The organism is Paracidovorax valerianellae (assembly GCF_900102625.1).
In the GTDB taxonomy this organism is placed as follows: domain Bacteria; phylum Pseudomonadota; class Gammaproteobacteria; order Burkholderiales; family Burkholderiaceae_C; genus Paracidovorax; species Paracidovorax valerianellae.
The window spans coordinates 40,754-54,515 of the sequence record NZ_FMZC01000001.1; the positions used below are offsets into that span (position 1 = coordinate 40,754).

Annotated in this window: 8 protein-coding genes; 5 read left to right on the forward strand and 3 right to left on the reverse strand. The window is 69.2% G+C overall.

From position 1 onward, the window contains the following. Positions 1-43 precede the first annotated feature (43 nt). Positions 44-1,432: a phosphomannomutase/phosphoglucomutase gene (locus BLT03_RS00220; RefSeq protein WP_092739154.1), complete on the reverse strand. Its 1,389-nt coding sequence runs from the start codon at positions 1,430-1,432 to the stop codon at positions 44-46. A gap of 242 nt (positions 1,433-1,674) precedes the next feature. On the opposite strand from BLT03_RS00220, the gene BLT03_RS00225 reads away from it, so the two are divergent. The 4 genes from BLT03_RS00225 to BLT03_RS00240 all read left to right on the forward strand — a co-directional run bounded on the left by BLT03_RS00225 (position 1,675) and on the right by BLT03_RS00240 (position 8,970). Further along, complete coding sequence (locus BLT03_RS00225; RefSeq protein ID WP_092739156.1) at positions 1,675-3,288, forward strand: DNA-3-methyladenine glycosylase 2 family protein; 1,614 nt, start codon at positions 1,675-1,677, stop codon at positions 3,286-3,288. Between the two features lie 71 nt (positions 3,289-3,359). Continuing rightward, positions 3,360-3,962 (forward strand): methylated-DNA--[protein]-cysteine S-methyltransferase, encoded by a 603-nt coding sequence (locus tag BLT03_RS00230; protein ID WP_092739158.1) that lies wholly within the window; start codon positions 3,360-3,362, stop codon positions 3,960-3,962. Further along, a complete protein-coding gene (locus BLT03_RS00235; RefSeq protein ID WP_092739160.1) occupies positions 3,959-4,882 on the forward strand; it encodes a DMT family transporter in 924 nt (307 codons plus the stop codon). The genes BLT03_RS00230 and BLT03_RS00235 overlap by 4 nt, the downstream gene beginning before the upstream one ends. A 233-nt stretch (positions 4,883-5,115) precedes the next feature. Beyond that, positions 5,116-8,970 (forward strand): EAL domain-containing protein, encoded by a 3,855-nt coding sequence (locus BLT03_RS00240; protein ID WP_092739162.1) that lies wholly within the window; start codon positions 5,116-5,118, stop codon positions 8,968-8,970. Between the two features lie 140 nt (positions 8,971-9,110). On the opposite strand, the gene BLT03_RS00245 is transcribed toward BLT03_RS00240, so the two are convergent. Further along, complete coding sequence (locus BLT03_RS00245) at positions 9,111-11,057, reverse strand: propionate--CoA ligase (RefSeq protein ID WP_092739164.1); 1,947 nt, start codon at positions 11,055-11,057, stop codon at positions 9,111-9,113. 306 nt (positions 11,058-11,363) lie between these two features. On the opposite strand from BLT03_RS00245, the gene BLT03_RS00250 reads away from it, so the two are divergent. After that, complete coding sequence (locus BLT03_RS00250; protein WP_092739166.1) at positions 11,364-12,983, forward strand: methyl-accepting chemotaxis protein; 1,620 nt, start codon at positions 11,364-11,366, stop codon at positions 12,981-12,983. Between the two features lie 55 nt (positions 12,984-13,038). Here BLT03_RS00250 and BLT03_RS00255 read toward each other — a convergent pair whose 3' ends face one another. Then, a complete protein-coding gene (locus BLT03_RS00255) occupies positions 13,039-13,746 on the reverse strand; it encodes a sulfotransferase family protein (RefSeq protein WP_092739168.1) in 708 nt (235 codons plus the stop codon). Positions 13,747-13,762 lie beyond the last annotated feature (16 nt).

Below are 13,762 nucleotides of genomic sequence, written 5' to 3' on the forward strand. Positions count from 1 at the left end.
CGGGAAGGACTGGGCAGTGCTGGCAATAGCCGGCAGCCGCCGGTCAGTGCGCCGCGGCACCCACGTGCGCGTCGGGCTTCACGCGGCGCAGCAGCGCCAGCATGGCGGCCTCGATGCGCGCCAGCGCCTCGGGCGTGTGGCCTTCGAAGCGCAGCACCAGCACGGGCGTGGTGTTGCTCGCGCGGATCAGGCCGAAGCCGTCCGGCCAGTCCACGCGCAGGCCGTCGATGGTGTTGATCTCGGCGGGCGCGGCGAAGGTTTCGGCAGCCAGGGCCTGCAGCTCGGCCGTCAGGCGGTGGGGTTCGCCTTCTTCGCACGACACGTTCAGCTCGGGTGTGGAATGGCTGGTGGGCAATGCGTTCAGCACGGCACCGGGGTCGCTTTCACGGCTCAGAATTTCCAGCAGGCGGCAGCCGGCGTAGGTGCCGTCATCGAAGCCGAACCAGCGTTCCTTGAAGAAGATGTGGCCGCTCATTTCGCCGCCCAGGGGCGAGTCGAGCTCCTTCATGCGCGCCTTGATGAGCGAATGGCCCGTCTTGTACATGACGGGTTTTCCGCCGGCCTCGGCAATGGCGGGCGCCAAGCGCTGCGTGCACTTCACGTCGAACAGAATGTGGCCGCCGGGCACGCGCGAAAGCACATCGCGGGCGAACAGCATCATCTGGCGGTCGGGGAAGATGTTCTGGCCATCCTTGGTGACGATGCCCAGCCGGTCGCCGTCGCCGTCGAAGGCCAGGCCCAGTTCGGCGTCGCTCGACTGCAGCGTGGCGATCAGGTCGCGCAGGTTATCGGGCTTGCTCGGATCGGGGTGGTGGTTGGGGAAGTTGCCGTCCACCTCGGAGAACAGCTCGATCACTTCGCAGCCGAGCGCACGGAAGATGCCGGGGGCCGAGGCGCCGGCGATGCCGTTGCCGCTGTCCACCACGACCTTGATCGGGCGCGCCAGCTTCACGTCGCTGGTGATGCGTTCCACGTAGGCGGGCAGCACGTCGGCCTGGCGCACGCGGCCGCCATCCTTCATCTGCCAGCTTTCTTCTTCCATGGTGCGGCGCAGGGCCTGGATCTCTTCGCCGTAGATGGCGCGGCCGGCCAGCACCATCTTGAAGCCGTTGTAGTCCTTGGGGTTGTGGCTGCCGGTCACCTGGATGCCGCTCTGGCACAGGGTGTGGGCGGCAAAGTACAGCATGGGGGTGGTGGCGGGGCCGATGTCGATGACCTCGATGCCCACGTCCACCAGGCCGGCGATCAGCGCGGCGGACAGCGAGGGACCTGACAGACGCCCGTCGCGCCCCACGGCCACCACCGTCTGCCCTTCGGCCTGCGCCGCCGTGCCGAAGGCACGCCCGAGGCCCCGGGCCACGTCTTCGTTCAGGGTGCTCGGCACGATGCCGCGGATGTCGTAGGCCTTGAAGATGGCGGGCGTGGGCTGCACTGGTGGAATCCTTCGCGGTTCGGGAGAAATCGCGGAGCGCCGCCGGGCGCGATTGGCGCGGACGACGCCCCTTCTCGGTGGAATGGGTCGCGGCATTGTAGGCGCCGCATCGGCCGCCGCCGGGGGGCCGATGCGTAGGCCGAGGCCGCATCTTCGGCTGAGCGATACGCCGTGCCGCAGGGCCCAGGCACATGTCCGGAAACGGCCAGCGCCCCGAGGGTGGCGGCCTATGATTGCGCTCCATGAGCACCCCCCGCCCTCCCCTGGCCAACGACCCGGACGATGCCCGCTACCGGGCCATGGCGGCGCGGGACGCGCGCTTCGACGGGCGGTTCTTCACCGGCGTGACCTCCACCGGCATCTACTGCCGGCCCGTGTGCGCCGTGCGCACCCCGCGGCGAGAAAACTGCCGCTTCTTCTCCCTGGCGGCCCAGGCCGAGAGCGCCGGGTTTCGCCCCTGCCTGCGCTGCCGGCCCGAACTGGCGCCGCGCTCGCTGGCATGGTCGATGCAGGATGCGCCGGACATCCTGGTGCGCGAGGCGCTGCGCCTGCTGGAAGGCGAAAGCGCCTGGGCCACCCCGGCGGACAGCGCAGGGGACGACATGGCCGGCTCGCCCCTGCAGCGCCTGGCCGCTCGCCTGGGCGTGAGCGACCGGCACCTGCGCCGCATCTTCGAAACCGCGCTGGGCGTATCGCCCTTGCAGTATTTGCAGACGCGCCGCCTGCTGGCGGCCAAGCAACTGCTGACCGACACCGACCTGCCCGTCACCCAGGTGGCGCTGGCCAGCGGCTTCGGCAGCGTGCGGCGCTTCAATGCCGCGTTTGCCGGGCACTACGGGCTCAACCCCACCCAGCTGCGCAAGACCGGCACCGGCGCGGCGGCAGGCGGCGCCAGCAGCACGGTGCGCCTGGCCTACCGGCCGCCGCTGGACGTGGCGGCGTTGCTGGCGTTCTTCGCCAAACGGCAGATCCACGCCGTGGAGTCGGTCGCCACCGAGGGCGAACAGGCGCTGCGGCGCACGGTGCGGCTGGTGGTGGGCGGGCAGGTGTACGCGGGCTGGCTGAGCGCGCGGTTCGATCCAGCCCGGCCACAGGTGCTGCTGCAGACCAGCGACAACCTGCACCCGGTGCTGCCGCTGGTGATCGCCCGCGTGCGCGCCCTGCTCGACCTGGACGCCGACCCCCAGGCCATCAACGCCGTGCTGCATGGCGCGTTCCCTGACGGCGACGGGCTGCGCGTGCCGGGTGCGTTCGACGGGTTCGAGCTGGCGGTGCGCGCCGTGCTGGGCCAGCAGATCACCGTGGCGGCCGCGCGCACGCTGGCACAGCGGCTGATGGAGCGCTTCGGCGAACCCATCGAAACGCCCTGGCCCGCGCTGACGCGGCTCTTTCCTTCGCCGGCCGTGCTGGCGGGCGCTGCCGGCGATGCGCTCGGCCAACTGGGCATCGTGCGCCAGCGGCAGGCTGCCATCGTGGCGCTGGCCCAGGCGGTGGACAGCGGCCGCCTGGCGCTGCACGGCGCCGCCGACGTGGCCGCGACCACCGCCGCGCTTTGCGAGCTGCCCGGCATCGGCGACTGGACGGCGCAGTACATCGCCATGCGCGCACTGCGCTGGCCCGATGCGTTTCCGGCGGGCGACGTCGCGCTGCACAAGGCCTTGGGCGTGCAGGGCGAACGGCGCGCCGCACAGGCCGCGGCCGAGGCATCCGAGGCGTGGCGACCCTGGCGCAGCTACGCCGTGATTCGCGCCTGGACGCTGGGGGGCACGGCGGCACCATCGGCACCGCTGGCACCCGTTACGCCGGCGGGCATCGCCGCATCCGAACCCGCTGCACCGTTGGCCGGCACCCATTAATCACTATAAAATTGATAGCGCACTGCCGCCGTATTCATTGCGCTGGCGGCCTTTTTCACCTGAAGCCCATCATGCAATTCCATCCCTCTACGGTCCAAAGCCGTACCCCCACCCCGCTGGGTGACGTGCGCCTGGCCGCGTCGCCCCAGGGCCTGTCGGGCCTGTGGTTCGACGGCCAACGCCACCAGCCGTCGCACTGGCTTGACGGCCCGGCCGCCTGGCCGGTGGACGATGCGCACCCCGTGCTGCGGCAGGCCGCTGCCCAGTTGCAGGAATACCTGGCCGGCCAGCGCACGCGCTTCGATCTGCCGCTGGACCTGTCGGGCGGCACGCCCTTCCAACAGGCCGTATGGCAGGCGTTGCTGGGCATTGCCTGCGGTGCGACCACGAGCTACGGCGCCCTGAGCCGCGTGCTGGAGCGGCCGCTGGCCGTGCGCGCCGTGGGGGCCGCAGTGGGCCGCAACCCGGTGAGCGTGATCGTGCCGTGCCACCGTGTGCTGGGCACCAGCGGCAGCCTGACGGGCTACGCCGGCGGGTTGCCACGCAAGGAATGGCTGCTGCAGCGCGAAGGCGCCACCCCGCAGCCGGGTGCCGGTCGCAGCGCCCCCATCCCTCGCACGCTGGCGCTGTTCGCCGACGACGAATCCCTTTTGCTGACAGGAGCCGCCGCATGAGCGCACTGCCTTCTACCGCCGGCACCGCCCAGAAGGCGTGGCTGGGCGAGTTCGTCTTGCTGTCCGCGCTGTGGGGCGCGTCGTTTCTCTTCATGCGGTTGGGCGCGTCGGAGTTCGGCGCCATCCCGGTGGTCGGCCTGCGCGTCGGGCTGGCCACGTTGTTCCTGTGGCCGATCCTGCTGCGGCAAGGCCAGTGGCCGGCGTTGCGAAAGCACTGGAAGCCGGTGCTGCTGTCGGGGGTGATCAATTCCGCCATTCCGTTCTCTCTGTTCGCCTGGGCGGTCATGCACCTCACCACCGGGCTCACGTCCATCCTGAACGCCACCGTGCCGCTGTTCGGCGCGCTGGTGGCGTGGGCCTGGCTGGGCGACCGCATCAGCAAGCTGCGCTGGCTGGGCCTGGCGCTGGGTTTCGTCGGCGTGGCGCTGCTGGCCTGGCGCGCACCGGCCGGCATGGGCCTGAAAAGCGGCCACGCGGGATGGGCGCTGGGCGCGTGTCTGCTGGCGTCGTCGTGCTACGCGGTGGCGGCGAGCTTCGCGCGGCGCTACCTTGTCGGCATTCCGCCGCTGGCCACCGCCACCGGCAGCCAGTTGGGCGCCACGCTGGTTCTGCTGGTGCCCGCCGCATGGCTGTGGCCCGCGCAAATGCCGGGCCTGAATGCGTGGCTTTCCGTGGTGGCGCTGGCGGTGCTGTGCACAGGCATCGCCTACATCCTGTACTTCCGACTGATCGCCCACGCCGGGCCCAGCCGGGCGCTGGCGGTCACGTTCCTGGCGCCGGTGTTCGCGGTGTTCTACGGCGCGGTCTTCCTGCACGAAGCCATCACGCCGTGGATGGTGGGCTGCGGCATGGTGATCGTGTGCGGCACCATGCTGTCCACCGGGCTGATCGGGCCGAAGCGGCGGACCGGCGCGGGGTAATGCGCCGAAGCCACCGGTGGGGGCGCTCTATCGCGCCCTATCGCGCCCATGCGCCCATCGCGCCCTGCCGAAGTGGGCGCCAGGGCCACGAATTTCGTACCCGGGGAGCGGTGCCGGGGTCATGAACCCGTTCTAAACTCCGCGGATGCTTACTGCGCTCATCCCCTGCATGGACTGCCCCCCATTGGCCCGTGCCATGGGCCGCAGGGCTGCCACCCCGTTGGCGGCGCACGATGGGGCATGAGATCTTTCTCCTCGGCGGGGTCCACCTCCTCCTGATCGCGGTGCTGGCGCTGTTGCCTGGCGCCGAACTGCTCCAACCCTCCCGCCGAACGCGGGTGCGTGCCGGCCTGGCGGGCGGCGTGGCCGCGGTGCTGATCATGGTGTTCACCCGGGCCTTCGACCCTGCGAATGCCGCGTTGCCCCACCCCACCATCGCGGCCGTGTGCACGCTGATGTTCGGGCCGGTGGCCGGTGCGATCTGCGCCGCGCTCACGGCGCTGGGCTTCTGGCTGCTGGCGGCCGGGCCGTTGCCCACCGGGCTGGGCGTGATCGGCACGGTGTTCGCCGTCAGCCTGTTTTGGCGCACGGTGCGGGTGCGCACTGGCCTGAACCTGTGGGTGGTGATCGTCGCCCTGGCCGCGAGCCTGCCGCCCTGCATGCTGTTCTGGCGCGAAGGGCCTGCCGCGTTCCTTCCCGCGGGTGATCTGCAAGGTCTGCTCGCCTGGCTGCAGCAGATGCCGTGGCGGTACTTCACGGGCTTTCTGATCCTGGGCGGGGGCACGCAGCTGCTGTGCAGCCGGGCCCATTCCCTCGAAACGCTGCGCCGCCAGGAGCAGGAACTGCTCATGGCGCTCGATGCCACGGGCGGCGGCCGCTGGGAGTGGGACGTGCCCCAGCGGCGCTTTTCGTACCGCGGCAGTTTCTATCAAGCCTTCGGGCTGGAAGGCCGCGAGTCTGCCCGCAACGGCACGCCGGCGCGCCATGCCAGCGACTGGCAGCTGTGGAACGAGCGCCGCCATCCAGACGATGCCGCCCGGCTGGCCAGTTACCTGCAGCGCGCCATGGAGGGGCATGAGGACAGCTTCAAGGCCGAATTCCGCATGCTCGACATCCATGGCAACTGGCGCTGGCTGATCGCCCGCGGCCAGGTGGCCGAGCGCGATGCCAACGGCCGCCCGCTGCGCCTGGTGGGCATGGACCTGGACGTGACCTCGCTGCACGAGCTGCAAGAGGCGCTGCGCCTGTCCGAGATCAAATACACCACCATCTACCAGATGCTGCCCGACCCGGCCGGCGTCACGCGGCTGGCGGACGGCTGCTACCTGGACGTGAACCAGGCCTTCACCGAACTGCTGGGCTACACCCGCGACGAGGTGGTCGGGCGCACGTCGCTCTCGCTGGACATCTGGGCGCACCCCGAGCAGCGCGACGAAATGGTGGCGCTGTATCGCCGCGACGGCTTCGTGGAGAACCTGCCCATGGTGGCGCAGCGCGGGCACCAGCACATTCCCGGGCTGATGTCGGTGCGGCCGGTGACGATCTCCGGCGAGGAATGCATCGTCTTCGTGTTCCACGACATGACGGCCGAAGAGCGCAGCCGCAACCAACTGCTGGGCGCCAACCGCCTGCTGCAGCAGGCCGGCCGGCTGGCCCGCCTGGGGGCGTGGGAGCACATCGTCGGGCAGGGCCTGGCGTACTGGTCGGACGTGTCGTTCGACATCCACGGCCTGCCGCCCGACGCGCCCCTGCCGCAGGACTATGCCGAGCGCTTCGTGCTGCCCGAGTTCCGCGAGCCGCTGCGCGAGTGCTTCATCCGCTGCCTGACCGACCGGGCCGAGTGGAGCCTGGAGATGCAGATCGTGCGGGCCGACGACGGCCGGCGCGCCTGGGTACGCGCCAGTGCCGAGCCCGTGATCGAAGCCGGCGAAGTGGTGCGCGTGCGCGGCGTGATCCAGGACATCGACGAATCCAAGCGCGCCACCGAACGGCTCAGCCAGTCGGAAGACCGGTTCGACCGCGTCTTCCGGCTCATGCCCTACCCCATGGGCCTGTCGCGCCGCGAGGACGGCGCCTACATCGACGTCAATCCGGCCTGGGAAGCCATGCTGGGCATCCCGCGCAGCGAGGCCATCGGCCGCACCTCGGTCGAACTGGGCATCGTCACGCAAGAAGAACGCGAGGCGATGCTGGAGTCCGTGCAGAACCGCACCGCCGTCAACGGCGTGGAACTCACGATGCATTCGCGCCACGACGGCTCGCGCACGGTGCTGCAGTCCATGCACGCCACCGAGATCGACGGAGTGCCCGCCTGGTTGTTCTCAGGGCATGACATCACCGAGCGCAAGCGCATGGAAGACCAGGTGCGCGAGCGCGAGGCGCTGCTGTCGCTCACCATTTCCGCGGCCTCCATCGGCCTGTGGGACTGGAACCTGCAGACCGGCCTGCTCACGGGCGACAGCCGCTGGCGCGACCTGCAGGGCCTGCCTGCCGAACTGACCGATGCCTCGCCGGTGCACTGGACCACCGGCATGGCGCCCGCCGACATCGAAGCCGTGACCGCCGAGCTGGGGCGGCACACGACCCATCCCGCCACGCCGTTCGACGCCACCTGGCAGATCGCGCTGCCACAAGGCCCCGGCCGCTGGGTGCGCAACCTGGGCAAGATCGTGAACCACAACGAAGCCGGCCGGCCGCAGCGCATGCTGGGCGTGGGCATCGACGTGAGCAGCCAACGCGTGCAGGAAGAGCTGCTGCAAAAGCTCGCCCATTTCGATGCGCTCACCGGCCTGCCCAACCGGGTGCTGCTGGCCACGCGGCTGCAGCAGGTCATGGCGCGGGCGCGCGAAAGAGGCCAGTTGCTGGGCGTGGCCTACCTGGACCTGGACGGCTTCAAGCCCGTGAACGACCGGCTCGGCCATGACGCGGGCGACCGCCTGCTGGTGATCGTGGCCGGCCGCCTCACCCGGGCGCTGCGCCCGGTGGACTGTGTGGCCCGGTTGGGTGGCGACGAATTCGTCATCCTGCTGCCCGACCTGGCAACACGCGCCGACGGCGAGCGCCTGCTGCGCCGGGTGATGGAAAGTGTCGCGGCGCCCTATACGCTGGGCGCAGAGCGCGCTGCAGTCACCGTGACGGCCAGCGTCGGCTACACCCTCTACCCCGACGATGATGCCGACGCCGACGCGCTGCTGCGCCACGCCGACCAGGCCATGTACGCGGCCAAGCAGTCAGGCCGCAACCGCTTCCATGCCTTCGACGCCGCCCAGGAGCGTGCCCTGCAAAGCCACCGCGAACAAGGCGAGAAGGTCCGCGATGCCATCGCCGCGGGCGAGTTCGCGCTCTTCCTGCAGCCCAAGGTGGACATGCGCCAGGGCACCGTGGTGGGCGCCGAAGCGCTGGCGCGCTGGCACCACCCGCAGCGCGGCACCTTGGCGCCCGGCGCCTTCCTCCACCTGATGGACGGTACCGAACTCGAAATACAGTTCGGCGAATGGGTGGTGGACGCGGCGCTGGACTGCATCGCCGCGCTGCTGCACGCCGGGCTGCGGCTGCCGGTGAGCGTCAACATCTCGGCCCAGCACCTTCAGCAGGACGGCTTCGCCGACTGGCTGGCCCAGCGGCTGGCGCGGCGCCCGGATGTGCCCCCTGCCCTGCTGGACATGGAAATCACCGAAAGCGCCGCGCTGTACGACATCGGCCACGTGGCGCTGCAACTGCAGCAGTTGCGCGACCTGGGCGTGACCGTGTCGCTGGACGACTTCGGCACCGGCTACTCATCGCTGTCGTACCTGCGCCGGCTGCCCATGGACACGCTCAAGCTAGACCAGAGCTTCGTGCACGGAATGATGACCGACTCGGGCGACCTGGCCATCGTGCAGGGCGTGATCGGCCTGGCCAGCTCGTTCGGCTATTCGATCGTGGCGGAAGGCGTGGAAACCGTGGAGCAGGGCCAGATGCTGCTGCAGATGGGCTGCGCGCTGGCACAGGGCTACTGCATCGCCCGGCCCATGCCGTCCGGCGAACTGCCGCAGTGGCTTGCGCAATGGCAGGCGCCCGAGGGCTGGCAGGCGCGGCGTGGTCTGTAGCCATCGAGGCGCGCTTGGAGGCCACTGGTCAAAAGTGCCTCCAGCGCAATAAGCACTAGGGCACATTGCTATATTAATAGTAGCAGTTGCACTGGTCACGCGGCCGCTGCTCCACTGGCCTTCTCTCAGTGGGTTTTTCCTCAGCCCACCAGTTCCTTCACCTGCTGCAGCGCGGCTGGGTCTTCCATCGTGGTCAGGTCACCGGGGTCGCGCCGCTCGGCCACGGCCTGCAGCGCGCGGCGCAGCAGCTTGCCGCTGCGCGTCTTGGGCAGCGCCGCCACGAAGTGCACGCGCGCCGGGCGCGCGACGGCGCCCAGGCGCTGGGCCACCTGCTGCATGACCTCGCCTTCCAGCTTCAGGCGCGCGGCATCGTCGGCCAGCGCCGCCGCATCGCGCACCACGGCAAACGCCATGGCGACTTGCCCTTTCAGCGCGTCGGCCACGCCCACCACCGCCACCTCGGCGATCTGCGGGTGGCCGGCAATGCTTTCTTCGATCTCGCGCGTGCCCAGACGGTGGCCGGCCACGTTGATCACGTCGTCGGTGCGGCCCAGGATGAAGTAATAGCCGTCGGCATCGCGAATGCCCCAGTCGAAGGTGCTGTAGCGCATCGGGCCGGGCAGGCTCTGCCAATAGGTCTGCACGAAGCGCTCGTCGTCGCGCCACACCGTCTGCAGGCAGCCGGGGGGCAGCGGCCCCTCGATGGCGAGCACGCCCTTCTGTTGGGGTTCGGTAAGTTCCTCGCCCGTCGCTTCGTCGATCAGCTTCACGTCGTAGCCGTACATCGCGCGGCCCGGACTGCCCAGGCGCGCGGCCTGCGGTTCCACGCCGCGGGCCAGGGTGAGGATGGGCCAGCCGGTCTCGGTCTGCCAGTAGTTGTCGATCACCGGCACGCCCAGCGCATCGGCGATCCACTCGGCCGTCGGCGCGTCCAGCGGCTCGCCCGCCAGCCACAGGCCTTGCAGGCTCGACACGTCGTGGCGGCGCAGAAAGGAGGCGTCCTGCTTCTTGAGCACGCGCACCGCCGTGGGGGCCGAGAACATGTGCGTGACGCGGTACTTTTCCACCAGGCTCCACCACACGCCAGCATCGGGCCGCGTGGGCAGGCCCTCGTACACCAGCGTGGCCATGCCGGCGATCAGCGGGCCGTAGACGATGTAGCTGTGGCCGACCACCCAGCCGATATCGCTGGTGGCAAAGAAAACGCCGGGCCCCGTGCCCGCCGCCTCGGCGAGCTGGCCGTCGGCGGCGGCTTCTGCGGGGTGGCCGCCCACGCCGAAGATGTGCTGCATGCTGGCCGCCAGCGCCACCGCGTAGCCGCCCGTGTCGCGCTGCACGCCTTTGGGCCGGCCCGTGGTGCCGCTGGTGTACAGCGTGTAGCTGGGGTGCGTGGCGTCCACCCATTCGCAGGGCACCTTGGCGTGCAGGTGCTCGTTGCGCAACGTCGCCCAGTCGTGGTCGCGGCCGGGCTGCAGCGCCATGGGCGCGAGGCCCCGGTCCACCAGAAGCACGGCCGCGGGCTGGTGGCGCGACTGGGCAATGGCCTCGTCCAGCAGCGGCTTGTACGGCACGACCTTGCCGCCCCGCGAGCCGGCATCGGCGCTCACCACGGCCACGGGCTCGGCATCGTCGATGCGCGAGGCCAGCGAGGTCGCCGCAAAGCCGCCGAACACCACCGAATGCAGCGCGCCGATGCGCACGCAGGCCAGCATGGCAAACACGGCCTCGGCAATCATCGGCATGTAGATCAGCACGCGGTCGCCCTGCCCCACGCCCAGCGCGCGCAGAACGGCGGCCATGCGCTGCACTTCGGCATGCAGTTCGGCGAAGGTGTAGGTGCGCTCGGTGTTCGTCTCGGTGGACACCGCGATCAGCGCCGGCTGATCGGCCCGCCCGGCCAGGTGCCGGTCCACCGCGTTGTGGCACAGGTTGGTGGTGCCGCCCGCAAACCAGCGCGCGAAAGGCGGGCGGCTGTTGTCGCAGATCTGTTGCGGCGGGGTGTGCCAGTCGATCAGGCGGGCCTGTTCGGCCCAGAAAGCGTCACGGTCTTCGAGGGACCGGCGGTGAAAGTCGGCATAACGGGGCATGGCTTGTCTCCTTGGGATCGTTCTTGTGCCAGGACGGGCCATTCTGCCAAGAGATGAGGAGCGTGCCGGTCGCGCTCGGCCACGCAGCTATGGGCCACGACCGATGCGGTCGCGCAGGAGCGGTGAAGTTGTTGCCTACAGGGAACGCATTGTGGCAACGGGGCAAATTCCGCGGTGCGAAAGCTCCTGATCGGCCCCGATTCCCCCTTTTGGCGCACGGCCCGCATACACTTTGAAACATCGGGAGGCTGTTCCAGGCCGCCCGAAGCCCTCATCCCTCTGGCTCCTGTCCTGGAAGCACCTCTCATGACCCCTACCCACTTCACCATCGGCCGCCGTCTGGCGCTGGTGCTCGGCACCATCTTGGTGCTGTTTCTCATCAGTTGCCTGTACGGCATCTTCCAGCTCCGGGCCGTCACCCAGGAGATGAACGTGATGCTCAGCCGGTCGCTCGCGACCGAGCGGGCTGCCAGCGATTGGTACCGCAACATCACCAACGGCGCACAGCGCGTGGCCGCCATCGCCAAGAGCAGCGATCCCGTCCTGGCGGACTTCTTTGCCGCCACCGCGGCGGAATCGAGCAAGCAGTCGTCCGCGCTGCAGCAGCAGATCGAGAAATTGCTGGACAGCGATGCCGACCGGGCGCTGTTCGCCCAGATCGGCGAGCACCGCAAGGCCTATCTCTCCACCCGCGATGAAGTGACCAAGCTCAAGAAGGAAGGCGATCCCGAAGCGGTGGCGCGCGCTTTCACGCAGCGCTACGAGCCCGCTTCCATCAACTTCCAGCAGACGATGGGCAAGATGGTCGACCTGCAGCGCAGCGAACTGGACGCGGCCGGAGAGCGCATCCGCGCTGCCAGCCACGCCGCCACCGGTCTGCTCACCGCCCTGTGCGTGGGCTCGCTGCTGCTGGCCGCCTTCCTGGCCTGGCGCCTGGCCTTGAGCATCACGCGCCCCCTGGCCGAGGCGCGCGACGTGGCCGAGCAAATTGCCGCGATGGACCTCACGGGGCAGGACCACGGCCGCCACGCCGGGGACGAAACCGGCATGCTGCTGCGCGCCCTTGGCTCCATGCGCGGTGCGCTCGAAGGTTCGCTGATGGAAGTGCGCAACGTGGCCGACTCGATCGCCACGGCCACGCGTGAGATCGCCACGGGCAACGCCGACCTGAGCGCGCGCACCGAGCAAACCGCCAGCAATCTGCAGGAAACCGCCAGCTCGATGGAAGAGCTGACCGCCACCGTGCGCCAGTCGGCCGATTCCGCCGCCACCGCCAACAAGCTGGCCAGCTCGGCCGCCGAAGTGGCGGCGCGCGGCGGCAAAGTGGTGACGCAGGTGGTTTCCACCATGGACGAGATCAACCAGAGCTCGCGCAAGATCAGCGACATCATCGGCGTGATCGACGGCATCGCCTTCCAGACCAACATCCTGGCGCTGAACGCTGCGGTGGAAGCCGCCCGCGCCGGCGAACAGGGCCGCGGCTTTGCCGTGGTGGCGAGCGAGGTGCGCAGCCTGGCCGGCCGCTCGGCCGAAGCGGCCAAGGAAATCAAGGCGCTCATCGGCAACTCGGTCGAGAAGGTGGAAGCGGGCTCGCGCCTGGTGCAGGACGCAGGCACCACGATGGAAGAGATCGTGAACAGCGTGCAGCGCGTGAGCGACATCATCGGCGAGATCACCGCAGCCACCTCCGAGCAGTCGGACGGCATCCGCCAAGTGAACATCTCCGTCAACCAGCTCGACCAGATGACCCAGCAGAACGCGGCGCTGGTCGAAGAATCGGCCGCTGCGGCCGAAAGCCTGAACGAGCAGGCCAGCCGCCTGGCCGCCACGGTGGCGCGGTTCCGGCTCAATCCGATGGGGAGCGGGAGCCTGGCGCGATCATCCATTGCCCTTGCTGGCAGTAACGTGCCGCGCCAGCTTCAATAAGAGCAAGAGGCGAGCCACAGAACTCGGGCTTTCTCCATCACGCGCCCTGCGGACTTCACTGCGGCGGATGGCCTTCCGCCAGAGCCGCCCCAGTCGCTGCCGCCAGTCGATCCAGATACGCCCTCATCCGGGTTTCGAGTTCTGCGGGATCGGACGGTACGCTGCGGCTGGCGCCTTCCTTATCGCTTCGCTCATGGCTGCGCGGATATGAAATTGCGGGAACCGGCACGTCCAAAAAGGCACACAGCGCCTCCCAGCCATCATGGGCGGAAAACACCAGCAGGCGTTCGGCAGGCACTTCGTCGATGACTTGCTGGTTCCATCGATTGAAATAGTCGGTCATGAATGCTCGGTTGCCGATCTGCGGCCCGAAATCGCGCCTCATGAATTGGCTCAGGGCTTCCCCGGCAGTACCCAAAAGCGGTTTTCGTCCCTCAGGAGCGAAAATCGTCGCACTCACCGATTCAAACCATCCCTCCGCATCTCGAACCGTCAAAATCACCTTGGCCTGCGGATAGTGGCCAAGCAGTTCGCGCCAGAAACAGCATCCCGGATAGTCGGTAGTGGCGGCATAGCCATCGAAGATCGCATCCCAGTCTGGACGCCCCTGGATAGCCTCGTTCCACAGGGGAAGGGATCTGCGCACAGTCGCGGCAACCTCCATCGCGTGATAGCAGGGACCCAATCCAAGAGTCTCCAGCGCCAGTTTCAGCGACAGAGTGCCGGTGCGCCCCAGGCCGGCGCCAATCACTTTCAAAGCCATTTCAATCCTTTCGACC